Annotated in this window: 20 protein-coding genes; 5 read left to right on the top strand and 15 right to left on the bottom strand. The window is 74.3% G+C overall.

Annotated elements, in window-relative coordinates; all coding sequences use genetic code 11:
• Positions 1 to 69 precede the first annotated feature (69 nt).
• Entirely contained in the window at positions 70 to 765 is a 696-nt protein-coding gene (locus ABT160_RS24145; protein WP_351649839.1) for a uridine kinase family protein, read from the bottom strand.
• Between the two features lie 76 nt (positions 766 to 841).
• Here ABT160_RS24145 and ABT160_RS24140 point away from each other — a divergent pair, with 76 nt between their 5' ends.
• Positions 842 to 1,258, top strand: a complete 417-nt coding sequence (locus tag ABT160_RS24140; protein ID WP_351649838.1) for a hypothetical protein — start codon at positions 842 to 844, stop codon at positions 1,256 to 1,258.
• Between the two features lie 71 nt (positions 1,259 to 1,329).
• On the opposite strand, the gene ABT160_RS24135 is transcribed toward ABT160_RS24140, so the two are convergent.
• From ABT160_RS24135 to deoC, 3 genes are read right to left on the bottom strand one after another with little or no spacing between them, the layout of a single operon-like run.
• A complete protein-coding gene (locus ABT160_RS24135; RefSeq protein ID WP_351649837.1) occupies positions 1,330 to 2,226 on the bottom strand; it encodes an aldehyde dehydrogenase family protein in 897 nt (298 codons plus the stop codon).
• On the bottom strand, positions 2,216 to 3,649 hold the full coding sequence (locus ABT160_RS24130; RefSeq protein WP_351649836.1) for an aldehyde dehydrogenase family protein: 1,434 nt from the start codon (positions 3,647 to 3,649) through the stop codon (positions 2,216 to 2,218). The genes ABT160_RS24135 and ABT160_RS24130 overlap by 11 nt, the downstream gene beginning before the upstream one ends.
• A gap of 7 nt (positions 3,650 to 3,656) precedes the next feature.
• The gene (deoC, locus tag ABT160_RS24125; protein ID WP_351649847.1) at positions 3,657 to 4,604 is read right to left on the bottom strand and encodes a deoxyribose-phosphate aldolase; all 948 of its coding nucleotides are present in this window, start codon (positions 4,602 to 4,604) and stop codon (positions 3,657 to 3,659) included.
• Positions 4,605 to 4,801: 197 nt separating this feature from the next.
• Between deoC and ABT160_RS24120 the strand changes: the two genes are divergently transcribed.
• Positions 4,802 to 5,449, top strand: a complete 648-nt coding sequence (locus ABT160_RS24120; protein ID WP_351649835.1) for a PH domain-containing protein — start codon at positions 4,802 to 4,804, stop codon at positions 5,447 to 5,449.
• 16 nt (positions 5,450 to 5,465) lie between these two features.
• Here ABT160_RS24120 and ABT160_RS24115 read toward each other — a convergent pair whose 3' ends face one another.
• From ABT160_RS24115 to ABT160_RS24100, 4 genes are all read right to left on the bottom strand, one after another.
• Positions 5,466 to 6,632, bottom strand: a complete 1,167-nt coding sequence (locus tag ABT160_RS24115; protein ID WP_502984289.1) for a mannosyltransferase family protein — start codon at positions 6,630 to 6,632, stop codon at positions 5,466 to 5,468.
• Positions 6,633 to 6,829: 197 nt separating this feature from the next.
• Positions 6,830 to 8,482 (bottom strand): phospho-sugar mutase, encoded by a 1,653-nt coding sequence (locus ABT160_RS24110; protein WP_351649834.1) that lies wholly within the window; start codon positions 8,480 to 8,482, stop codon positions 6,830 to 6,832.
• A gap of 28 nt (positions 8,483 to 8,510) precedes the next feature.
• On the bottom strand, positions 8,511 to 9,335 hold the full coding sequence (locus ABT160_RS24105; protein WP_351649833.1) for a purine-nucleoside phosphorylase: 825 nt from the start codon (positions 9,333 to 9,335) through the stop codon (positions 8,511 to 8,513).
• Between the two features lie 153 nt (positions 9,336 to 9,488).
• Positions 9,489 to 9,926, bottom strand: a complete 438-nt coding sequence (locus ABT160_RS24100; protein WP_351649832.1) for a gamma-glutamylcyclotransferase family protein — start codon at positions 9,924 to 9,926, stop codon at positions 9,489 to 9,491.
• Between the two features lie 208 nt (positions 9,927 to 10,134).
• On the opposite strand from ABT160_RS24100, the gene ABT160_RS24095 reads away from it, so the two are divergent.
• Positions 10,135 to 11,574 (top strand): NAD(P)H-quinone dehydrogenase, encoded by a 1,440-nt coding sequence (locus tag ABT160_RS24095; protein ID WP_351649831.1) that lies wholly within the window; start codon positions 10,135 to 10,137, stop codon positions 11,572 to 11,574.
• A 124-nt stretch (positions 11,575 to 11,698) separates the two neighbouring features.
• On the top strand, positions 11,699 to 12,655 hold the full coding sequence (locus ABT160_RS24090) for a DeoR/GlpR family DNA-binding transcription regulator (RefSeq protein ID WP_351649830.1): 957 nt from the start codon (positions 11,699 to 11,701) through the stop codon (positions 12,653 to 12,655).
• Between the two features lie 55 nt (positions 12,656 to 12,710).
• Here the strand turns inward: ABT160_RS24090 and ABT160_RS24085 are convergent, their stop codons facing one another.
• A complete protein-coding gene (locus ABT160_RS24085) occupies positions 12,711 to 13,271 on the bottom strand; it encodes a TetR/AcrR family transcriptional regulator (RefSeq protein WP_351649829.1) in 561 nt (186 codons plus the stop codon).
• 78 nt (positions 13,272 to 13,349) lie between these two features.
• Positions 13,350 to 15,104 carry an acetyl/propionyl/methylcrotonyl-CoA carboxylase subunit alpha gene (locus ABT160_RS24080; RefSeq protein ID WP_351649828.1) on the bottom strand — a complete coding sequence of 585 codons (1,755 nt, stop codon included), beginning with the start codon at positions 15,102 to 15,104 and terminating at the stop codon, positions 13,350 to 13,352.
• A gap of 354 nt (positions 15,105 to 15,458) precedes the next feature.
• On the opposite strand from ABT160_RS24080, the gene ABT160_RS24075 reads away from it, so the two are divergent.
• Positions 15,459 to 15,947 (top strand): hypothetical protein, encoded by a 489-nt coding sequence (locus ABT160_RS24075; RefSeq protein WP_351649845.1) that lies wholly within the window; start codon positions 15,459 to 15,461, stop codon positions 15,945 to 15,947.
• Here the strand turns inward: ABT160_RS24075 and ABT160_RS24070 are convergent.
• From ABT160_RS24070 to ABT160_RS24050, 5 genes are all read right to left on the bottom strand, one after another.
• Complete coding sequence (locus tag ABT160_RS24070; protein WP_351649827.1) at positions 15,922 to 20,031, bottom strand: caspase family protein; 4,110 nt, start codon at positions 20,029 to 20,031, stop codon at positions 15,922 to 15,924. The two genes, ABT160_RS24075 and ABT160_RS24070, sit on opposite strands and share 26 nt — an antisense overlap.
• Positions 20,028 to 20,906 (bottom strand): antibiotic ABC transporter ATP-binding protein, encoded by an 879-nt coding sequence (locus tag ABT160_RS24065; protein ID WP_351649826.1) that lies wholly within the window; start codon positions 20,904 to 20,906, stop codon positions 20,028 to 20,030. The genes ABT160_RS24070 and ABT160_RS24065 overlap by 4 nt, the downstream gene beginning before the upstream one ends.
• Before the next feature lie 47 nt (positions 20,907 to 20,953).
• On the bottom strand, positions 20,954 to 21,559 hold the full coding sequence (locus ABT160_RS24060; protein ID WP_351649825.1) for a Maf family protein: 606 nt from the start codon (positions 21,557 to 21,559) through the stop codon (positions 20,954 to 20,956).
• A gap of 67 nt (positions 21,560 to 21,626) precedes the next feature.
• A complete protein-coding gene (gene mmpB, locus ABT160_RS24055; RefSeq protein WP_351649824.1) occupies positions 21,627 to 21,755 on the bottom strand; it encodes a morphogenic membrane protein MmpB in 129 nt (42 codons plus the stop codon).
• Between the two features lie 96 nt (positions 21,756 to 21,851).
• Complete coding sequence (locus ABT160_RS24050; RefSeq protein ID WP_351649823.1) at positions 21,852 to 22,478, bottom strand: TetR/AcrR family transcriptional regulator; 627 nt, start codon at positions 22,476 to 22,478, stop codon at positions 21,852 to 21,854.
• Positions 22,479 to 22,534 lie beyond the last annotated feature (56 nt).

Genomic DNA, 22,534 nt, shown 5'->3' with positions numbered 1-22,534 from the left:
GGCGCGCCTGGGGGGGGGCGCCGCACCCCCCCAGCCCCCGGCCCCCCCTCGTGCGTGTCCGCGTGGGTACTAGGCCGGTTCCGGGGCCCGGTGGCGGCCCGCCGCGGCGGCGGCGAGGCGGCCCAGGGCCTCCTCCTTGCCGCAGGCGTGGGCGCCCAGGGAGGTCTGGCGGGCCACGATGGAGCGCTCGGCGCGCATCAGGCGCCAGCCGCGGCGCAGCAGGAACGGCACCGACTTGCGGCCCTCGCGCAGGTCGCGCAGCAGCCGGCGGCGGAACGTGGTGGACGGGCGGCCGCGCAGGCACAGCGCGTCGGCCAGCAGGCCCCGCTCCTGGCAGCGGCCGACGACGTCGGCCGCGAAGATGCCCTCGGCGACGAACAGCGGGGTGCGCCCGATGTCGAGCGCCTCGCTGCCCACCCGCGAGCTGGTGGCGATGTCGTACACCGGGACGCCGGTGCGGCCGGTGCGGCACAGCTCCTCGATCGCGGCGACCGCCGCGTCACCGTCCCAGGACAGCGGAGAGTCCCAGTCGATGTCCGTGCTGTCCTCGACGAGCGGCAGCGTGGGGTCGTCGGCCTCCTTGTAGAAGTCGTCCAGCCGCAGCACGGGCAGCCCGGCGAGGGCGGCGAGGGAGGACTTTCCGGAGCCTGAGGGGCCCGCGAGCAGCACGACGCGGGTCTGTATCGGTGGGGAGCTCACGGGACACCAGTGTGACGCATGGACCCCGGAAGGGGAGTACTCCGGGGCCGCGTTGGTATCCAGCATCACACCTCAACTACTCTGCGTACGCACACCGTTACGCATGCGACATGGACACGACCAGGCACAGAACGGAACTCCTATGGCACGTCACGCCGCCTCCAGCCACCCCAGGACCGCCCTGCTGCGCGCGGGCCTCACCCTCGGCGCCGCCGGCGCGCTGCTCGGCGCGGGCGCCGCGGCCGCGCAGGCCGCCCCGGTCGAGCCGCTGTCGGTGCTCGGCCCGGACAGCCCGCTCGGCGAACTGCCCACCACCCCGGGCGGCCCGCTCACCGGCGCGGTGGGCCACTCCACGGCCGCCGGCCTCGCCCCGGCCAAGCGGCTCCGCCTGGACCCGCTGGCGGGCACCGGGGTGGACCCGCTGGACAACGCGGTGGGCACCCAGGTCGCCGACTTCAAGCCGGTCAGCACGGCGGCCGTGACCGGCCCGGTGGCGCGCGGCGGGGCCCTGGCGGACCTCCCGCTGGCCGGGAAGGCGACGGGCCTGCTGCCGGGCTGAGCGGCGGTACGACGACGGGCCCCGGCCCCCGCGCTGGTGCGGGGGCCGGGGCCCGTGGCCTGCCGCGTGGGCTAGTACGCGGAGCCGGAGGCGCCGAGCGAGCCGGTCGGGTGCCAGACCGTCTTGGTCTCCAGGAACGCGGTCATGCGGCCGGTGCCGGGGTCGGCCGCCCAGTCCACAGGCTGTGGACGCAGGACGCGCTTGAGGTTGTCGGCCGCCGCGACCTCCAGGTCGCGGGCCAGGCCGGCGTCCGCGCCCGTCAGGTCGATCGCGTTGACGTCCTGGTGGGCGGCGAGCGACGGGGCGATCTCCGCGGCCCCGCCGGACAGCAGGTTGACCACGCCGCCGGGCAGGTCGGAGGTGGCCAGCACCTCTCCCAGGGACAGCGCGGGCAGCGGGGCCTTCTCGCTGGTGACCACCACGGCGGTGTTGCCGGTGGCGATCACCGGGGCGATCACCGACACCAGGCCGAGGAACGAGGAGTCCTGCGGGGCGAGCACGGCGACCACGCCGGTCGGCTCCGGGGTGGACAGGTTGAAGAACGGGCCCGCCACCGGGTTGGCGCCGCCCACGACCTGGGAGATCTTGTCCGTCCAGCCCGCGTACCAGACCCAGCGGTCGATCGCGGCGTCCACCACCGCGGCCGCCTTGGACTTGGACAGGCCCTCGGCCTCGGCGACCTCGCGGACGAACTGCTCCCGGCGGCCCTCCAGCATCTCCGCGACGCGGTAGAGGATCTGGCCGCGCAGGTAGGCCGTGGCGCCGGCCCAGCCGCCCTGGGCCTTGCGGGCCGCGACGACCGCGTCGCGCGCGTCCTTGCGGGACGACTGCGGGGCGTTGGCCAGCCAGTTGCCCTTGTGGTCGCTCACCTCGTACACCCGGCCGCTCTCGGAGCGGGGGAACTTCCCCCCGACGTACAGCTTGTAGGTCTTGAAAACGCTCAGTCGCTGCTCGGTCTTATCGGACATCGAGGTACGCCTCCAGGCCGTGGCGACCGCCCTCGCGGCCGAAGCCCGACTCCTTGTAACCGCCGAACGGCGAGGTCGGGTCGAACTTGTTGAACGTGTTGGCCCAGACGACGCCGGCGCGGAGCTTGTTCGCGACCGCCAGGATGCGCGAGCCCTTCTCCGTCCAGATGCCCGCGGACAGGCCGTACTGGCTGTTGTTGGCCTTGGCGACGGCCTCGTCGGGCGTGCGGAACGACAGCACGGACAGCACCGGGCCGAAGATCTCGTCGCGGGCGATGGTGTGCGCCTGGGTGACGTTGGTGAACAGCGTCGGGGCGAACCAGTAGCCGGTGGAGGGCAGTTCGCAGGCCGGCGACCAGCGCTCGGCGCCCTCCGCCTCGCCCGTCTCGGCCAGTGCGGTGATCCGGGCCAGCTGCTCGGCGGAGTTGATCGCGCCGATGTCGGTGTTCTTGTCCAGCGGGTCGCCCAGGCGCAGCGTGGAGAGCCGCCGCTTGAGCGCGTCGAGGACCTCGTCCTGGACCGACTCCTGCACCAGCAGGCGGCTGCCCGCGCAGCACACCTGGCCCTGGTTGAAGAAGATGCCCGTGACGATGCCCTCGACGGCCTGGTCGATCGGGGCGTCGTCGAAGACGATGTTGGCGCCCTTGCCGCCCAGTTCCAGCGTGAGGCGCTTGTCGGTGCCCGCGAGCGTGCGGGCGATCTCCTTGCCGACGGCGGTGGAGCCGGTGAAGGCGACCTTCGCCACGCCCTCGTGGGCGACGAGCGCGGCGCCCGCGTCCCCGTAACCGGGCAGGATGTTGACGACGCCCCTGGGCAGGCCCGCCTGGCGGCAGACGTCCGCGAAGAACAGCGCGGACAGCGGGGTCGTCTCGGCGGGCTTGAGGACGACGGTGTTGCCCGCCGCCAGCGCCGGGGCGATCTTCCACGCCAGCATCAGCAGCGGGAAGTTCCACGGGATGACCTGGCCGGCCACGCCCAGCGGACGCGGGTCCGCGCCGAAGCCGGCGTGCTCCAGCTTGTCGGCCCAGCCCGCGTAGTAGAAGAAGTGCGCGGCGACCAGCGGGAGGTCCGCGTCGCGGGTCTCCTTGATCGGCTTGCCGTTGTCCAGGGTCTCCAGGACGGCCAGCTCGCGGCTGCGCTCCTGGATGATCCGGGCGATGCGGAACAGGTACTTGGCGCGCTCGGAGCCGGGCAGCGCCGACCACTTCTCGAACGCCTTGCGGGCCGCCGCGACCGCGCGGTCCACGTCCTCGGCGCCGGCCCGGGCGACCTCGGAGAGCACCTCCTCGGTGGACGGGGAGACGGTCTTGAAGACCTTGCCGTCGGCCGCCTCGGTGAACTCGCCGTCGATGAACAGGCCGTAGGACGGGGCGATGTCGACGACGGAGCGCGACTCGGGAGCGGGTGCGTATTCGAATGCCATGTCTGCCTCAGTCCACCGTCACGTAGTCGGGACCGGAGTAGCGTCCGGTGGCCAGCTTCTGACGCTGCATCAGCAGGTCGTTCAGCAGGCTGGAGGCGCCGAACCGGAACCAGTGGTTGTCCAGCCAGTCCTCGCCCACGGTCTCGTTGACCAGGACCAGGAACTTCACCGCGTCCTTGGTGGAGCGGATGCCGCCCGCGGGCTTCACGCCGACCTGCACCCCGGTGGCCTCGCGGAAGTCGCGCACGGCCTGGAGCATCAGCAGCGTGTTGGCCGGGGTGGCGTTGACCGCGACCTTGCCGGTGGAGGTCTTGATGAAGTCGGCGCCCGCGATCATCCCGAGCCAGGACGCGCGGCGGATGTTGTCGTACGTGGAGAGCTCGCCGGTCTCGAAGATGACCTTCAGCCGGGCGGCGCCCGAGGCCTCCTTCACGGCCCGGATCTCCTCGTAGACCTTCAGGTAGTCCCCGGCCAGGAACGCGCCCCGGTCGATCACCATGTCGATCTCGTCCGCGCCCGCGGCGACGGCGTCGCGGGTGTCCGCGAGCTTCACGTCCAGCGCGGCGCGGCCCGCCGGGAAGGCGGTGGCCACGGAGGCGACCTTGACGTCCGAGCCCGCGAGGGCGGCCTTGGCGGTGGCCACCATGTCGGGGTAGACGCAGACCGCGGCGGTCGTCGGGCTGGTGCGGTCGGTCGGGTCGGGGTGGACGGCCTTGGCGGCGAGCGCCCGGACCTTGCCCGGGGTGTCCGCGCCTTCCAGCGTCGTCAGGTCGATCATCGAGATGGCCAAGTCGATGGCGTACGCCTTGGCGGTCGTCTTGATCGAGCGGGTGCCGAGGGACGCGGCGCGCGCTTCGAGGCCGACGGCGTCCACGCCGGGCAGCCCGTGGAGGAAGCGGCGCAGTGTGCTGTCGGACGCCGTCACGTCAGCGAATGCGGTGAGGGTGGTGGGCATGGTCACCAGGGGAGCATATCTACGCGCGTAGCGGCCTGTACACCCCCGGGCCGGAGCAGCCCGCTCACGCTCCGTCGTCCGCGCGGCGCCACGCCCGGGTGTCGGCCCCGCCGTCCTGATCGGCCGCTCCCGGTGAGCCGTGTCGTCTGGCTCACGTCCCCGTCGTACGCGTGCGCGGGTGAGGCAGAATCGGCTCCATGACGAGCAGCCCCCGCCAGCCCGCCGAGCCCACCGAGCCCGCCTACGCCGACCGCGTCTTCCGCTCGCCCTTCGGCATCGCGGGCGGCGTGCTGCTGCTGGCGCTCGGCGCCTGGATCGGCGGGGACGCGCTGGTGCGCGGCGAGGGCCGCACCCCCTGGCTGGCACTGGCCGCGCTGCTGTTCGCGGTGCCGCTGGTGGTCGCCTTCACGATCAGGCCCGCGGTGCACGCCAACGACGACCGGCTGCGCATCCGCAACCCGTTCCGCAGCATCGTGCTGCCCTGGGGCGCCGTCGCCGACGTGCGCGCCTCCTACTCCAGCGAGGTCTTCACCCAGGACGGCGCCAAGTACCAGCTGTGGGCCGTCCCGGTCTCGCTGCGCCAGCGCAAGCGCGCCGCCCGCCGCCAGTCCGCGAAGGCGCTGGATGACCCGTACGGCCGCACCACGGTCCACGCGCGCGTCACCGACTCCAATTCCCGCACGGCGCCCGCCGACCAGACCGTCACCGACCTGCGCGCCCTGGCCGAGCGCTCCGCCTCCCGCCCGACCGCCCAGGGCGAGCCCCAGGTGCGCTGGGCCTACGAGGTCCTGGCCCCGGCCCTGGCGGGCCTGCTCGTCCTCGTGGTCCTCCTCGCCACGGGCTGAACCGCCCGGTATCGGCTCACGGCGGGCCCGGCCACACCAGGAGCATGTAGGCGCCCAGCCAGGCCGAGGTCAGGGTGGCGGAGAGCAGGAGCAGGGCCGTCACGTGGGGGCGGGCGCGGGCCGTGGCGCGGGCCAGGGGGAGCAGCAGGGGGAAGCCGGGGAGCAGGAAGCGGGCGCGGGGGAAGTAGACGCCGCCGCTGCCCAGCACCACCAGCAGCAGCACCCCGGAGAACACCAGCAGCGCGAGCGGCTGGCGGTCGGCCAGGCAGAGCAGGTAGAGCCCGGCCGAGACGAGCAGGACCACCGAGACGGCCACCAGGAACAGCATCGGGTGCTTCTCGTACGCCAGGAACCGGCGCATCTCCCGCAGCGTGTCCGCGCCGCCGTCCCACTCGTTGCGCCACAGCCGCTGCACCGCGAAGTAGCCGTCCCAGCGGCCCACCCGCGCCCCCACCCACGCCACGTACGCCAGCCACCCCAGCGGCGCCGCCAGCGCGGCGGTCAGCGGGGCGCGTGCGCGGGTGCGGGCGAAGGCCACCAGGCCCGCCGCCGTCACCGCCGCGGCCAGCGCGACCCCGGTCGGGCGGGTCAGGCCGGCCAGCACCGACAGCGACGCCGCCCAGGCCCACCGCCCGCCCAGCACCGCGTACAGCGACCAGGCGGCCAGCGCGGTGAACAGCGACTCGGTGTAGCCCATCCACTGCACCACCGCGACCGGCGTCGCCCCCCACAGCAGCGCCAGCGCGGTCCCGGTCCTACGGTCGTGCAGCCGCTCCCCGACCGCGTACACCCCGCACGCCGCCACCAGCGAGAACAGCACGGCCAGGACCAGCCCGACCGAGGCGCGCGAGCCCGGCGTCACCGCCGCGACCGCCTTGATCAGCAGCGGGTACAGCGGGAAGAACGCCAGGTTGTTGTGGTCCATGCGGGTGCCGAGCTCCTGCTCGTACCCGTGGTCGGCGATGCCCAGGTACCAGCCCGAGTCCCAGGAGGTGGCCAGGGTCGGCCAGATCCCGTGCCCCTTCAGGTGCGCCCAGCGGGCGAGCACCAGCAGGCCGGTGAGCCGCACCGCGAGGTAGCCGAGCAGCGCGGGCGCCGCCCGCCGCAGCAGGGGCGGCACGGGCGGCGGGTAGGGCCGCCGGGCGGCGGGGACGGTCGGACGCGAGGACTTGACCGGTGGCACGGCGGCTCCAGGGCGGGGCGGGGACGACGGGGGTCACCTTCGCCCGGACCACCCCGGCAGGGCAGCCGTCGCTGCGTCAACTGACGTAGCGGATTCACCCGGGAGGGGAGCGGGAGGGGAGGGGCGCCTCCCGTGGAGCGCGAAGGGCCCGTACGGATCGACTCCGTACGGGCCCTTCGGGCGTGTGCGCCGCGGCCTCAGATGCCGGCCGCCGCCGACAGGTCGCGCTTGATCGCGTCCAGCACCCCGGCGCCCTTCGCCCGCGCCGCCTCCAGCTCACTGGCGTCGGCCACCGGCACCACGACCTCCAGGTAGCACTTGAGCTTCGGCTCGGTGCCGCTCGGGCGGACGATCACCCGGGCCCGGAACTCGCCCTCCAGGTAGTACCGCAGGCCGTCCGTGGGCGGCAGGCTCTCCGTGCCCTTGGTCAGGTCCTCCGCCGTCGCCACGGTCAGGCCGGCCAGCTTCGCCGGCGGGTTCGCGCGCAGCGCCGCCATCGCGTCGGCGATGACGCCGAGGTCCTCCACCCGCACCGACAGCTGGTCGGTGGCGTGCAGGCCGTGCTCCACGGCCAGGTCGTCCAGCAGGTCGGTGAGCGTCCTGCCCTGCTCCTTGAGCTCCGAGGCCAGCTCGGTGACGAGCAGGGCGGCGGTGATGCCGTCCTTGTCGCGCACGCCCTGCGGGTCCACGCAGTAGCCGAGCGCCTCCTCGTAGCCGTACCGCAGGCCCTCCACGCGGGCGATCCACTTGAAGCCGGTCAGCGTCTCCTCGTACCCCAGCCGCGCCGCGGCGGCGATCCGGCCGAGCAGCGAGGAGGACACGATCGACTCGGCGAAGACGCCGGTGGCGCCCTTGTGCACCAGGTGCGCGCCCAGCAGCGCGCCGACCTCGTCGCCGCGCAGCATCCGCCAGTCGCCGTCGTGCGGCACGGCCACCGCGCAGCGGTCCGCGTCCGGGTCGTTGGCGATCACGACGTCCGGGCGCACCGCGCGGGCCCGGGCGAACGCCAGGTCCATCGCGCCCGGCTCCTCCGGGTTGGGGAACGCCACCGTCGGGAACGCCGGGTCGGGCTCGGCCTGCTCGGCGACCAGCTCGGGCACGGGGAACCCGGCCCGCTCGAAGGCCGCCAGGAGCACGTCCTTGCCGACGCCGTGCATGGCCGTGTAGACGACCCGCGCGGTGCGCGGGGAGCCGTCGGTCAGCACCGCGTCCGTGCGCTCCAGGTAGGCCGCCAGGACCTCGTCGCCGAGGGTCTCCCAGCCGGACTCCGGGCGCGCCACGTCGTGCAGGCTCGCCACCGCGTCGATCTCGGCGGCGATCTCCGCGTCGGCGGGCGGCACGATCTGCGAGCCGTCGCCCAGGTAGACCTTGTAGCCGTTGTCGCGCGGCGGGTTGTGGCTCGCGGTGACCTCGACGCCCGCGACGGCGCCCAGGTGCCTTATCGCGTACGCCAGGACGGGCGTGGGCAGCGGGCGCGGCAGCAGCGCCGCGCGCAGGCCCGCGCCGACCATCACGGCGGCCGTGTCCCGCGCGAAGTCCGCGGACTTGTAGCGCGCGTCGTAGCCGATCACGACCAGCCCGCCGGCCTCGCCCTTCGCCTTCAGGTACGCGGCGAGTCCGGCGGCGGCGCGGATGACCACCGAGCGGTTCATCCGCATCGGCCCGGCGCCCAGCTCCCCGCGCAGCCCGGCCGTGCCGAACTGCAGCGTCCCGGCGAAGCGCGCGGCCAGCGCGGCCGTGTCACCGGTGGCCCCGGCGCTCTCGACGAGTGCGGCCAGCTCCTCGCGGGTCTCCGGGTCGGGATCCTCGGCGAGCCAGGTCCGCGCCCGCGCGATGAGGTCCTGCGTCACGATGTCAGCCCCTCTCCAGGCGTACGGATCAGATGCGGTCGAGTACCCGCGTGAGCAGCTCGCCCATGCGCGCCGCCGAGTCGCGCCCCGCCTGGAGCACTTCCTCGTGGTTCAGCGGCTCGCCGGTCAGGCCGGCCGCCAGGTTGGTGACCAGCGAGATGCCCAGCACCTCGGCGCCCGCCTCGCGGGCCGCGATGGCCTCGAGGACGGTGGACATGCCGACCAGGTCGCCGCCCAGCACGCGGACCATGTTGATCTCGGCCGGGGTCTCGTAGTGCGGGCCGGGGAACTGGACGTACACGCCCTCCTCCAGCGTCTCGTCGACCTCCTTGCACAGCGCGCGCAGCCGCGGCGAGTACAGGTCGGTGAGGTCGACGAAGTTGGCGCCCACGATCGGCGAGGTGGCCGTCAGGTTCAGGTGGTCGCTGATCAGCACCGGCTGGCCCGGGCGCATGCCCTGGCGCAGGCCGCCGCAGCCGTTGGTGAGCACCACGGTCTTGCAGCCGGCGGCGACGGCGGTGCGCACGCCGTGCACCACGGAGGCCACGCCGCGGCCCTCGTAGTAGTGGGTGCGGCCGAGGAAGACCAGCGCGCGCTTGTCGCCGATCTTGTACGAGCGGATCGTGCCGCCGTGTCCGGCGACGGCCGGCGGGGGGAAGCCCGGCAGCTCGGTGACCGGGAACTCGGCCTCGGGGGCGCCGAGCGCGTCGACGGCCGGCGCCCAGCCGGAGCCCATCACGAGGGCGACGTCGTGGGTCTCGGCGCCGGTCAGCTCGCGCAGGCGCGCGGCGGCGGCGTCGGCGGCCCCGTACGGGTCGCCCTGGATGTTGTCCGGAATAACAGATGCGTTCACGCGCAAGAGCGTAACCGGGAAATTCCTACGCGCGTAGATGACGGTGCGGACGGACATCCGATCGTTGTCTCGTCGTTTCCGACGAACCGGCGGGTGCCGCGCCGCTCGTACCTCGCGCCAGGGACGGACCGGTACGAGCGGTGCCAACAGGTCCTAACAGGGGCGCTTGCGCAGCTCCATCACGTAGTCGTGCGGGGCGCCCGCCGACTCGGCGGCGTCGGCGATCTCGCCCAGGTAGCGGGCGGACGGCAGCCCGCCCTCGTACCCGTTCAGCACGTAGATCCAGGCCGGCTCCTCGCCGTCCAGGGTGTGCACGCGCACCCGCATGCGCCGGTAGATGTCGAGGCCGACGCCCTCCCAGCGGTCCATGGAGTCCTCGTCCATCGGGGCGATGTCGTACAGCGCGACGAAGACCTGCGAGCGGGGCGCCTCCACGATCGTGGCCAGGGCGCCCTCCCAGCCCATCTGCTCGCCGCCGAACGTCAGCCGCCAGCCGTTGAGCCAGCCCGTGCCGCGCAGCGGGGAGTGCGGAGCGCGGCGGCTCATCAGCCGCGCGTCGAGGTTGCCGGCGTACGCGGCGTAGAGCGACATGGGATCGAGGGTACGGGAGGAACCCGTGGGGCCGCGCTCGCCCCGGGTCCCCCTCCGCCCGCGCTCCGGTCCGGCTCCGGGGCGCGCGGGGGCGCCGTATGGAGGGCCCCGGGGAGAAGGCGCTTGAAGCGTGCGGGACAATGGGGTACGCACTTCGGCCCAGCGGGGCCACCTCCCGGCAGCAACGAGAGCGCGAGGCGTAACCCACGTGACCCGGATCGTGATCATCGGCGGCGGACCCGGCGGATACGAGGCTGCCCTGGTGGGCGCCCAACTCGGCGCGGAGGTGACCGTCGTGGACTGCGACGGCCTCGGCGGCGCGTCCGTCCTCACCGACTGCGTTCCCTCGAAGACCCTCATCGCGACGGCCGAGGTGATGACCACCTTCGACTCCTCCTACGAGGAGCTGGGCATCATCGTCGCCGACGACACCCCGCACATCGAGCAGGCGGCCCGCGTCGTCGGCGTGGACCTCGGCAAGGTCAACCGCCGGGTCAAGCGCCTGGCGCTCGCCCAGTCCCACGACATCACCGCCTCCGTCACCCGCGCGGGCGCCCGGGTGCTGCGCGGCCGCGGCCGGCTCGCGGGCCCGCAGGGCATCGACGGCACCCGGGACGTCATCGTCACCGCCGCCGACGGCACCGAGGAGATGCTCACCGCCGAGGCCGTGCTGATCGCCACCGGCGGCCACCCGCGCGAGCTGCCCGACGCCAAGCCGGACGGCGAGCGCATCCTGAACTGGACGCAGGTGTACGACCTCAAGGAGCTCCCCGAGGAGCTCATCGTGGTCGGCTCCGGCGTCACCGGCGCCGAGTTCGCCGGCGCCTACCAGGCCCTGGGCTCGCGCGTCACGCTCGTTTCCAGTCGCGACCGGGTGCTCCCGGGCGAGGACCCGGACGCCGCCGCGGTCCTGGAGGACGTCTTCCGCCGCCGCGGCATGAACGTGATGGCCCGCTCGCGCGCCGAGTCCGCCAAGCGGGTCGGCGACCGCGTCGAGGTCACCCTCTCCGACGGCCGGGTCATCTCCGGCACCCACTGCCTGATGGCCGTCGGCGCCATCCCGAACACCGCGGACATGGGCCTGGAGGAGTCCGGGGTGCGGCTGAAGGAGTCGGGCCACATCTGGACCGACAAGGTCTCGCGCACCTCCGCCCCGGGCGTCTACGCGGCCGGCGACGTGACCGGGATCTTCGCCCTGGCCTCGGTGGCGGCCATGCAGGGCCGGATCGCGATGTACCACTTCCTGGGCGACGCGGTGGCCCCGCTGAACCTCAAGACGGTCTCCTCCAACGTCTTCACCGACCCGGAGATCGCCACCGTCGGCTACACCCAGGCGGACGTGGACGCGGGCAAGATCGACGCCCGGGTCGTCAAGCTGCCGCTGCTGCGCAACCCGCGCGCCAAGATGCAGGGCATCCGGGACGGCTTCGTCAAGATCTTCTGCCGCCCGGGCACCGGCATCGTGGTCGGCGGCTGCGTGGTGGCCCCGCGGGCCAGCGAGTTGATCCACCCCATCTCGCTCGCCGTCGACAACAACCTGACGGTGGAACAGATCGCAAAGGCTTTCACCGTGTACCCCTCGCTGTCCGGCTCGATCGCCGAGGTGGCGCGGCAGTTGCACACCCGGAAGACGTCCGGGGAGGCGTAAACCCCGGCAAGTCCGCACAACTACGGGGTCGCCCATACCACTTGGCGGCCCCGTTCGTGCGCAACTTCTCTTATTCGGCGCATACTGCTGCAAACAATCGGCCGGTCAGGTTACTGTCAGTTTCGTGTTCGCTGCAGAACGTCGTCAATTGATCCTCGAAATGGTGCGAGCCAACGGGGCCGTGTCGCTCCGTGAGCTCGCCCGCGTCGTCCAGACCTCCGAAGTGACCGTACGGCGGGACGTGCGGGCACTGGAGGCAGAAGGACTCCTCGACCGCCGGCACGGCGGTGCGGTGCTGCCGGGCGGATTCACGCGAGAGTCCGGCTTCCCGCAGAAATCCCATCTCGCGACCGCGGAGAAGACCGCCATCGCCGACCTCGCCGCGGGCCTGGTCGACGAGGGCGAGGCCATCGTCGTGGGCGCCGGGACCACCACGCAGGAGCTGGCCCGCCGGCTCGCGCGGGTCCCCGGGCTCACCGTCGTCACCAACTCCCTGCTGGTGGCACAGGCGCTGGCGCACGCCAACCGGGTCGAGGTCGTCATGACCGGCGGCACCCTGCGCGGGTCCAACTACGCCCTGGTGGGCAGCGGGGCCGAGCAGTCCCTGCAGGGCCTGCGGGTCTCGCGCGCCTTCCTCTCGGGCAGCGGCCTGACCGCCGAGCGCGGCCTGTCCACCTCCAACATGCTCTCCGCGAGCGTCGACCGGGCCCTGGTCCAGGCGGCGGCGGAGGTCGTGGTGCTGGCCGACCACACCAAGCTGGGCACCGACACCATGTTCCAGACGGTGCCCACGGACGTGATCACGCGGCTGGTGACGGACGAGCCCCCGGTGCACGACGACCGCGCGGCCACCGAGCTCCAGGCGCTGGCCGACCAGGGCGTGCAGATCGCGGTGGCGGGCACCGGGACCGCCGGTGACGACGCCCCGCCGGGGCGGGCGCCCCGCCGGGACGTGCCGCTGCCGGGCCAGCGCGGGCGCCATCCGGGCGGCCCTGGACCGCAGTTGCGCGCGGCCCCGCTCGGCGAGGGGCAGCACCCGCACGCCGACCGGGCCCGGGTGGCCGACCTGCGCCGCCGCTGACGCCCCGTACGGACCCGCTCCCCGTACGGGGCGGCGTACGGACCCCCGTACGCCGCTACGGGGCCTTCAGGCCCCGCAGGGTGAGCAGCAGCAGCCGGTCGGCCAGCTCCGGGTCGTCCGGGGACTGCTCGGCGGCCAGGGCGATCGCCTGGGTCAGCCGCAGCAGGTCGTCGATCGACACGTCGGGACGCACGGCCCCGGCGTCCACGGCCCGCACGAGTAGTCGGCGCCCGGCCTCGCGCAGCGGCGCGTTGCACTGGTGCAGCGCCGAACTGCGGTCGTGCGAGGCGGACATGAGGCCCTGGGCCAGGCCCTGGTACTCGCCCGCGTGCGTCACGATCGCGCGCAGCCACTCCACCAGCGCCGCGCACGGGTGCTCGGCGCGGGCCAGCTCGCGCGAGCGCTCCAGGAGCGCGGCCAGCCCCTCCTCGAACACCGCGTGCATCAGGGCGTGCCGGTTGGGGAAGTGCCGGTAGAGCGTGCCGATGCCGACGCCCGCCCGGCGGGCCACGTCCTCCAGGGCCGCGTCCGTCCCGTGCTCGGAGAACGCGGCCCGGGCCTCGCGCAGGAGCCGCTCGCGATTGCGCCGCGCGTCGGCGCGCAGGGTTCTCTCCATGACCCCATCCTCCCCCGAACACGCGGAAGGGGTCCGCCGGTTGTCACCGGCGGACCCCTGACCGCGGGGCGTGCCCGGTCAGTCCTTGATCTCGCAGATGACGGCGCCGGAGGTCAGCGAGGCGCCGACCTCGGCGGTCAGGCCCTTGATGGTGCCGGACCGGTGCGCGTTGAGCGGCTGCTCCATCTTCATGGCCTCCAGGACGACGACCAGGTCGCCCTCCTTGACCTCCTGGCCCTCCTCGACGGCCACCTTGACGATGGTGCCCTGCATCGGGGAGGCGAGGGTGTCGCCGGAGGCGGCCGGGCCGGACTTCTTGGCGGCGCGGCGCTTGGGCTTGGCGCCCGCGGCCAGGCCGGTGCGGGCCAGCGTCATGCCGAGCGAGGAGGGCAGCGAGACCTCCAGGCGCTTGCCGCCGACCTCGACGACGACGGTCTCGCGGCCCGGCTCCTCGTCGGCCTCGGCGTCGGCCGGGGCGGCGAAGGGCTTGATCTCGTTGACGAACTCGGTCTCGATCCACCGGGTGTGGATGCGGAACGGGTCGGCGGTGAAGGCCGGGTCGACGACGACGGCGCGGTGGAAGGGGATGGCGGTGGCCATGCCCTCGACCTCGAACTCGGCCAGCGCGCGGGCGGCGCGCTGCAGGGCCTGCTCGCGGGTGGCGCCGGTGATGACGAGCTTGGCGAGCAGCGAGTCCCAGGCGGGGCCGATGACCGAGCCGGACTCCACGCCCGCGTCCAGGCGGACGCCGGGGCCGCTGGGCGCCGCGAACGTCGTGACGGTGCCGGGGGCGGGCAGGAAGTTGCGGCCCGGGTCCTCGCCGTTGATGCGGAACTCGAAGGAGTGACCGCGCACGGCGGGGTCGTCGTAGCCCAGTTCCTCGCCGTCGGCGATGCGGAACATCTCGCGGACCAGGTCGATGCCGGTGACCTCTTCGGTCACCGGGTGCTCGACCTGGAGGCGGGTGTTGACCTCCAGGAAGGAGATGGTGCCGTCGTTGCCGACGAGGAACTCCACGGTGCCGGCGCCGACGTAGCCGGCCTCCTTGAGGATGGCCTTGGAGGCGGAGTACAGCTGGGCGTTCTGCTCCTCGCTGAGGAACGGCGCGGGCGCCTCCTCGACCAGCTTCTGGTGGCGGCGCTGGAGGGAGCAGTCGCGGGTGGAGACGACGACCACGTTGCCGTGGGTGTCGGCCAGGCACTGGGTCTCGACGTGGCGGGGCTTGTCGAGGTAGCGCTCGACGAAGCACTCGCCGCGGCCGAAGGCGGCGACGGCCTCGCGCACGGCGGACTCGTACAGCTCCGGGACCTCTTCGAGGGTGCGGGCGACCTTCAGGCCGCGCCCGCCACCGCCGAAGGCGGCCTTGATGGCGATCGGCAGCCCGTGCTCCTCGGCGAACGCGACGACCTCGTCGGCGCCGGAGACCGGGTCGGGAGTGCCCGCGACCAGCGGGGCGCCGGCGCGCTGGGCGATGTGCCGGGCGGCGACCTTGTCGCCGAGGTCACGGATGGCGTGCGGCGGCGGGCCGATCCAGGTCAGTCCGGCGTCCAGCACGGCCTGGGCGAACTCGGCGTTCTCCGACAGGAAGCCGTAGCCGGGGTGGACGGCGTCGGCGCCGGAGTCGGCGGCGGCCTGGAGCACCTTGGCGATGTCCAGGTAGCTGGCGGCCGGTGTGTCACCGCCCAGGGCGAACGCCTCGTCGGCCGCACGCACGTGCAGGGCGTCCCGGTCCGGATCGGCGTAGACGGCTACGCTCGCGATCCCGGCATCCCGGCAGGCACGGGCGACACGGACAGCGATTTCGCCTCGGTTGGCGATGAGCACCTTGCGCACGATGGCTCCCTCCTTGAAACAAGCTGAGTTTAGGGACTGCCGACACGGCCTTTCGACCCGTCCCCAATGGTGAGCTTGCCCACACGGAGCGTGATTCGAGGCTCGCTCGGGTCGTGAAATCCCTTGTCCCGCAACGGTACGCAGGGATCCTGTACGGCACAGTAGCCCTGAGGTGTGGTCAAGGTCTCTGTTCTCCCGCCCAGCGGCCCGTCCGGTTTCTTTGTGGAGTCCCTACGAAGGGCCGAGTGATTCTTTGCCGTGCCGATCTTCGGTAACAAGCCGGGGTCGAACCCTTGTCCTGGCATTTACCCGTTAGTAGCGTTCGCGCTGTTCGTACGTACCGTGGGTAAGGGGGTGGCCCGGGTGGCCCGCAGACCGGTGGCGCTGGTGGCGGCGATCGTGCTGCTCGCGGAGGCGCTGGGCGTCGTCGTGCTCAACGGCGTGCTCGCCACCTTCGTGGACCGGCAGAACATGTCGATGGCCGGGCTCGACCCGGACGCCATGGCCACCGGCACCTGGATCATGGGCGGGGTCGCCGGGCTCTTCCTGCTGCTGTGCGGCGCGGTGCTGCTGCGCGCCGGGCTGCGCGACCGGGCGCCCGGCCGCTGGGCCCGGGTGCTGCTGATCGCCTGCGCGATCGTGCACGGGGTGCTGGGCGCGGTCACCGTGGCCCTGGTCGGCTGGACCGCGTTCGCGTTCATGATGCTGGTCCTGGGCCTGCTGGTGTTCGTCCTGCTCGCGTACGGCTCCGAGGAGCGCCGCACGCGGCCGCCCGCCGACCGGCCCGCCCCGGCGGGCCCGCCGCCGGCCGGTCCGGCTACGAACGGAACGGCTCCCGCGTAGCGGCCACCCGCTCCAGGACCACCACCTCGTTGCGCAGGCCCAGGACGACCTCGTCGCCGTGCGCGGCGATCGCGTCCACCGGCAGCGGCAGCGCGACCACCGCCACCAGCTGGTTCAGCGTCAGGTCCCAGACGCGCAGCGACCGGTCGATGCCCCCGGTCAGCGCGTGCGGGCGCCCGTCGATGAGGGACCGGGCCACGGTGTGCACCCGGCCCGTGTGCCCGCTCAGGACCGCCCGCAGGGTCCCGGTGGTCAGGTCCCAGACCCGTACCGTCCCGTCGCCGCCCCCGCTCACCGCGTGCGGGCGCCCGTCCACCTCCGCGCACACCACCGCGCAGACGTCCCCGGTGTGCCCGTTCAGCGTGGCGCGCCGGCTGTCCGTGGTCAGGTCCCACACCACGACCGACCCGTCGGCGGTGCCGAACAGCACGTGCGGGCGGCCCTCGACGCTCGCGCAGCAGGCCGCGTTGACCTCGCGCACCACCCCGTCCGTGGGGAGCGTGCGCGGGGTGCCGGTGACCAGGTCCCACACCTCCAGCTCGTCCCCGGCGTGGGTGATCGCCCGCGGCACGCCGTCCAGTTCGGTGCAGGCGACCGCGCGCAGCCGCGACGAGCGGCTGCCGCGCAGCGCCCGATGGGTGCGCCGGCCCAGGTCCCAGACCCGGATGTCCCCGTCGAAGCCGACGGTGACCGTGTGCGGGCGGCCCCCGATGGAGAGCGGGGCCAGCGCGCTCACCCAGTTGGTGTGCCCGGTCAGGGTCGCGGCCCGGACGCCGTCGGCCAGGTCCCACAGGCACACCACCCCGTCGCCGCCCGCGGTCACCGCGTGCGGGCGCTCGCCCACGAGCACGTGCGCCGCGGCCTGCACCCAGCTGGTGTGCCCGGAGAGCACCGGCCGCTGGGCCGCCTCGGCCAGGTCCCACACCCGCACGGTGCCGTCGACGTCGTCGCCGAGGGTCACCGCGTGCGGCCGCTCGTCGACCAGGGTGCAGGACACCGCGAGCACCCGGGCGGTGTGCCCGGTCAGGACGGCCCGCTGGGCGCCGGTGGCCAGGTCCCAGACCCGTACCGCCTCGTCCGCGCCCGCGGTGATCGCGTGCGGGCGGCCGTCCAGGGTGGTGCAGGTGACGGCGAGCACCTCGCCCGCGTGCCCGGCCAGCACCCGCTCGGCCCCGGTGGTCAGGTTCCGCACCCGTACGAGCCCGTCCTCGCCCGCCGACAGGACGTGCGGGTGGCCGCGGATCTCCGCGCAGGCCAGCGCGTGCACCGCGGCCGGGGCGGGCAGCGTGGCCGTCTCGGTGCCCGAGGCCAGGTCCCAGACGCGCACCGCGTCGTCGTCGCGGGCGGCGGTGACCGCGAGCGCCCGGCCGTCCACGGTGGCGCAGGCCAGCACCGTGTCGCCGGTGAAGCGGCCGGGGAAGGTGGTGAGCAGGTCGCCGGTGGCCAGGTCCCACACGTCCACGGTCTGGTCGAAGCGCACCGCCACCGCCTGCGCCCGGCCCGCCACCTCGGTGCAGGCCATCGCGTGGATGCCGCTGCGCCGCCCGAGCAGCAGCGCCCGCTGCTGACCGGTGGTCAGGTCCCAGACCCGGACCAGCTCCTCGTCCCCGGCGACTACCGCGTGCGGGCGGCCGTCCAGCACGGCACAGGCCGCCGCGTGCACGAAGCCGGTGTGGCCGATCGCGTCGATCCGCTGGGCGCCGGTGGTCAGGTCCCAGACCCGGGCCAGGCCGTCGTCGTCCACGGTGACCGCGTGCGGGCGGCCCTCGATGCCCAGGCAGTCCAGCGAGTGGATGGACTCCCAGCCGTCGAACACCCGGTACAGCGCCGGGTGCACCAGCGAGCCGGTGGCCCAGCGCGGACGCCAGGGGCGGCCCCGCGACAGCTCCCCGGCCAGGCCGCGCTCGTTGTAGCGGGCGGCGTCCACGGCCAGGATGTCGCGCCGCTCCCGGGCGGACACGGAGGCGTGGGTGTCGGAGGAGGCCTGGTAGACCGCGCGCCGCAGCCGCCCCTCGGCCGTGACCACGGTGGGCAGCGCGCGCAGCAGGTCGGCCGGGGCGGCGTGCACCAGGTACTCGGTGTCGCGCAGCAGCTCGTCCAGGGCGCCCGGGCCGCCGGCGGTCGCGTGCGAGGCCAGGTGGTCGCGTACGTACACGTGCGCGGCGGCCCAGTCGCGCAGCCCGGTGCGCGGGTCCGTCGGCACCTGGCGCACCAGCGCCGCCGCCAGGGCCCGGTGCGCGTCGGTGTCGCCGCCGGGGTCGCGCAGGTACTCGGCGAGCGTCTCGTGGAACAGCCGGTACACCGAGCCGCCGCCGGGCGTGGGCGTCTCCACCACGTAGGCGCCCGCGTGGTCGTGCAGCCAGCGCAGCTCCTCCTGCGGGCACGGCAGCCCGGACAGCGCCTCGGCCATCGGCGCCCACAGCGTGGACCAGGGCAGGCCCGCGCCCTGGGCGTACGCCAGCGGGCGGAGCAGCCGCTCCACGGTGGCCCGGCGGTCCCCGAACCGGTCCAGGTAGGCGGCGAACGCCTGCCCCGCGTCGCCCGGCAGCGCCCGCTCCCAGCCGGGCGGCGCGGTGTCGACGGTGCGCTGGGCCTGCACCAGGGCCCGGGCGGTCATCCGGGCCACCAGGAACGAGGTGCCCGCGCGGGCGGCGACGCCCCGGGCGACCACCGCGGCGTCGCGGGGCAGGCCGCGGTAGGGGGAGCGGGTGTCCGGGTCCTCCTCGTCCAGCAGCAGCTTCAGCGCGTAGTCGGCCACCTGGTCGCCGGTGGAGTAGGCGGGGTCGTCCAGGTCGATGACCTCCACGGCGCTGCCGAGCGCCTCCACCAGGGGCCGCCGGGTGCCCACCACCAGCCGCACCGAGGGCAGCGCGGACAGCGGGTAGAGGAACTCCCGGGCGATCCGGCCCCCTTCGCGCGCGTCGCCCGCCGCGCCCGCCTCGTCGAGGGCGTCCACCACCACGGTGAGCGGGTCGGCGCGGCGGCTGAGCACGTCGAGCAGGTCGTCGCGGTCGGTGCCGTACGGCAGGCGCAGCGCGGCCGCCAGGTCGGCGACGAGGTCCTCCAGGGCGGTGCGCCGTGCGTGCAGCGGGATCACGGCGCGCTCGCCGGTCAGCCGCAGCAGCCGGCCCAGGAGCGCGGACTTGCCGGAGCCGGGGGCGCCGGTGACGACCCGGGCCTTGCGGTCGTGGCGCTCGGCGGCCAGCCAGCCGGTGAGCGCGGCCAGCGCCTCGGTGCGGCCGGTGAAGTAGTCGCCGCGCTCGCCCATGTGCTCCTGGCCGCGGGCCCGCGGCTCGAAGTGGCCCCGGCTCCTGCGGCGCAGCCGGGTCAGGGTCTCCACGTCGAGCCCGTCGGCGGGCAGTCCGGGCACGTGGGCGAGGTTGGCGAAGAACGGGGCGACGCCGTCGCTGTCGATGGTGGAGTGCCGGGCGTGCTGGGCCGGGTGGTGCTCCTCGAAGTAGCGGTTGATCCGCTCGGTCACCTCGCGCACGCCCAGGTACGCCTGGTGGGCGCCGGCCCGCGGCTGGCCGAGCACCTCGGCGAGGGCGTCCACGAAGGCGTTCTCGCGGGCCTTCTCCTTGCCGCGGGCCGAGGCGAGCATCCAGCGCCCGGCCACGCCCCGCTGGGAGTGGGCCAGTTCGGCGGCGAGCACCGCGATGTCACCGGTGCCCGCGGCGGCGTAGCAGGTGTCCAGGACGACCAGCAGGTGGCCGACCGGGCTGAGGATCAGCGGGCGGCACAGGTCCTCGCTGGACAGGGCGGTGGAGTACAGGCCGGGCCGGGTGGTGGAGCAGAGCAGGTAGTGGCGCTCGACGTCCTTGACGCCGTGGCCGGCGAAGTAGACGACCACGACGTCGGAGGCGCCTAGGTCCTGCTCGTACGCCCACTCCTCGATGCCCTCGGCCAGGGCGCGGGCGGTCGGGTCGACGGCGAGCTCGGGGAGCACGCTCTCGTACCCCATCGGCTCCAGCAGCTCCCGCACCCGGTCGACGTCGTGGCGCACGCCGGGCAGGTCGTCGATGGCGGCGTCGCGGTAGCCGCCGACGCCCGCCGCGATCAGGAACCTGCGGCCCGTCGCGGTCACGACAGCCCTCGCGCGACCGCGGCCCCCGTCTTCGGGGCGGCCAGGTAGCGCGCCAGGTCGTGCATCCGCGTGCCGTTGTCCACGCGCTGGTCGGCGATCCGTTCGCCGAACCGGCCGGCGAGCCGGTCGGGCAGCGCCACGACGTCGCCCCGGTCGGCGACGTTGGTCCAGCGGGCGACCGGGCCCGGCCAGGCGCCGCGGCCGTCGGCGGGGGAGGGGGCGAGCCGGTCGAAGACCACGCCGCGCAGCCCCAGCGGGGAGCCGAGCGTCACGAAGTCGGTGACCGGCCACTCGGGGTGGGCGCACAGCGTCTCGTACGCCACGACCGAACCCAGTGAGTGGCCGACGACGACCCGGGTGTCGGGGCCCACCTCGGCCGCCACCCGGTCGCGGGCCGCCGCCCGCAGCGCGGGTTCGGTCAGGTAGCGGCGGACCTGCTTGAGGGCCAGGACCATCAGCCGGTCGGAGACCTTGCCGAAGAACCGCGACCCGGCCAGCGCGTCCAGCGCGGCCCGCACCCGCTGGACGTGCAGCGCCCGGGAGGCGCCGAAGCCGACGAGCCCCCGGGTGCCGTCCTCGTCGGGCCCGTCGACGGCCGGATCGGCCTCGGCGGCGGCCCGCCACCAGGCGGCGAGCAGCTCCTCCTCCAGGCCCTCCTCGACGTCGCCCTCGTCCCACGGCGGCAGGTCGCCGGAGCGGGTGCCGGGCTCGTGGTAGAGGTCGCCGTAGAAGGCGCAGGCCACGTCCTCGTCGGGTATCGGGGGCGCGCCCGCCAGCCGCACCCCGTCCCGCAGGGCGGGCGCCGCGGCGCCGCGCATCTGTTCCGGGCCGAGGAACTCCTGGCCGATGCCGTGGACGACGACGATCCGAGCCATGACAACCCCCTCGCGTACCGCGTGCGTTCACGGTACGCGCACCCGGCTCAGCTCCACAGGTCGATGACGCGGATGTCCACTTCGGCGAGCAGGGTGCGCAGCAGCGGCAGCGAGAGGCCGATGACGTTGCCGTGGTCGCCGTCGATGCCGTCGACGAACGGCGCCGAGCGGCCGTCCAGGGTGAACGCCCCGGCGACGTGCAGCGGTTCGCCGGTGGCGACGTAGGCGGCGATCTCCTCGTCGGAGGGGTTGCCGAAGCGCACGGTGGTGGACGCGGTGGCCCCGGCGCGGCGGCCGGTGGCGGTGTCGATGACGCAGTGCCCGGTGCGCAGCACCCCGGCGCGCCCGCGCATCGCCTTCCAGCGGGCGGTGGCGTCCTCGGCGTCGGAGGGCTTGCCGAGCGCCTGGCCGTCCAGCTCCAGGACGGAGTCGCAGCCGATGACGAGGGCCCCGGCGGCCTCCGGGCGGGCGGCCACCGCGTCGGCCTTGGCCTCGGCGAGGACCAGGGCCAGTTCGGCGGGGGTGGGGGCGCTCAGGGCGTCCTCGTCGACGCCGCTGACGATGACGTCCGGGGCGAAGCCGGCCTGACGGAGGAGCCCGAGCCGGGCGGGGGACTGGGAGGCGAGGACGAGCCGTTGTGTCATGCGGGCCATGCTACGAAAGGCGCCCACCGGGTCCGCCCGCTTCGGCGCGGCCGCCGGTCCCGTGCGGGTCGAACCCTCAGTGCAGGCCGGCCACCAGCATGGCCAGCAGCATGGCCAGGGCCAGCAGGACGCCCGCGCGCCGCAGCATCGCCTGCATGTCGCGCATCTCCTTCGGCGGCTCGTTCTTCGGGTCGGACCAGAGCATGCCCCGATCCTCCTGCGCCCGGGGTGCCCGCGCCTGAGTACCCGTACTCACCCAACCCGGTGCCAACGGACTAATTACCTCCGGTCACCCCCGGGGTCACCTCCTCGTGAACGCCCCGGCCGCCACCCCCGCGAGCACCACGTCCACCGCCCGGGCCGCGGCCGTCGCGTCCAGCTCCTCCCGGCTGACCGCGAAGCGGTAGTACAGCGGCGCGGAGACGGCGCGCACCACCTCCGTCGCGTCCGTCCCCGCGGGCGCCTCGCCGCGGGCCACGGCGCGCTCCACCACCGGCGCCCACTCCGCGAGCCGGGTCGCGTAGAAGCGCCGCAGCGCCGCCGCGCAGTCCTCGCTGCACGCGGCGGCCGCGATCACCGCCCGGAACACCGGGCCCATGCGCGGGTCCGTGAGGGCGGCGAGGACCAGGGCCGCGTTCGCCCGCAGGTCGGCCTCCAGGGTGCCCTCGTCGGTGGCGGGCAGGGACTGCTCGGCCATGTCGGCGAGCAGGTCGGCGACCAGGCCGGTGGCCGAGCCCCAGCGGCGGTAGACCGTCGTCTTGCCGACCCCGGCCCGGGCCGCGGTGCGGTCCAGGTTCAGTGCGTGGAAGCCCTCCTCGGCCAGGGCGTCCCGGGTCGCCTCCAGGACGGCGGCGCGCACCTTGGCGGTCCGGCCGCCGGGGCGCACGGTCCCCGGGCCGCTCGTCTCCAAACGGGACTGCTGTTCCATTAACGCCTCCGACTCTGCTACGGTCCTCTCATCTTAACGGAACCACAGTTCCATTA

Source organism: Streptomyces sp. NPDC001941 (assembly GCF_040296945.1).
Lineage (GTDB): Bacteria > Actinomycetota > Actinomycetes > Streptomycetales > Streptomycetaceae > Streptomyces.
Note: the sequence above shows the minus strand (reverse complement) of the source record. Positions and strands in the feature narration are given on the sequence as shown.

Coding starts and splice junctions, on each gene's coding strand:
- ABT160_RS24145 (WP_351649839.1), bottom strand. CDS start 765: ATGCTGGATACCAACGCGGCCCCGGAGTACTCCCCTTCCGGGGTCCAT.
- ABT160_RS24140 (WP_351649838.1), top strand. CDS start 842: ATGGCACGTCACGCCGCCTCCAGCCACCCCAGGACCGCCCTGCTGCGC.
- ABT160_RS24135 (WP_351649837.1), bottom strand. CDS start 2,226: ATGTCCGATAAGACCGAGCAGCGACTGAGCGTTTTCAAGACCTACAAG.
- ABT160_RS24130 (WP_351649836.1), bottom strand. CDS start 3,649: ATGGCATTCGAATACGCACCCGCTCCCGAGTCGCGCTCCGTCGTCGAC.
- deoC (WP_351649847.1), bottom strand. CDS start 4,604: ATGCCCACCACCCTCACCGCATTCGCTGACGTGACGGCGTCCGACAGC.
- ABT160_RS24120 (WP_351649835.1), top strand. CDS start 4,802: ATGACGAGCAGCCCCCGCCAGCCCGCCGAGCCCACCGAGCCCGCCTAC.
- ABT160_RS24100 (WP_351649832.1), bottom strand. CDS start 9,926: ATGTCGCTCTACGCCGCGTACGCCGGCAACCTCGACGCGCGGCTGATG.
- ABT160_RS24085 (WP_351649829.1), bottom strand. CDS start 13,271: ATGGAGAGAACCCTGCGCGCCGACGCGCGGCGCAATCGCGAGCGGCTC.
- ABT160_RS24065 (WP_351649826.1), bottom strand. CDS start 20,906: ATGGCTCGGATCGTCGTCGTCCACGGCATCGGCCAGGAGTTCCTCGGC.
- ABT160_RS24060 (WP_351649825.1), bottom strand. CDS start 21,559: ATGGCCCGCATGACACAACGGCTCGTCCTCGCCTCCCAGTCCCCCGCC.
- mmpB (WP_351649824.1), bottom strand. CDS start 21,755: ATGCTCTGGTCCGACCCGAAGAACGAGCCGCCGAAGGAGATGCGCGAC.
- ABT160_RS24050 (WP_351649823.1), bottom strand. CDS start 22,478: ATGGAACAGCAGTCCCGTTTGGAGACGAGCGGCCCGGGGACCGTGCGC.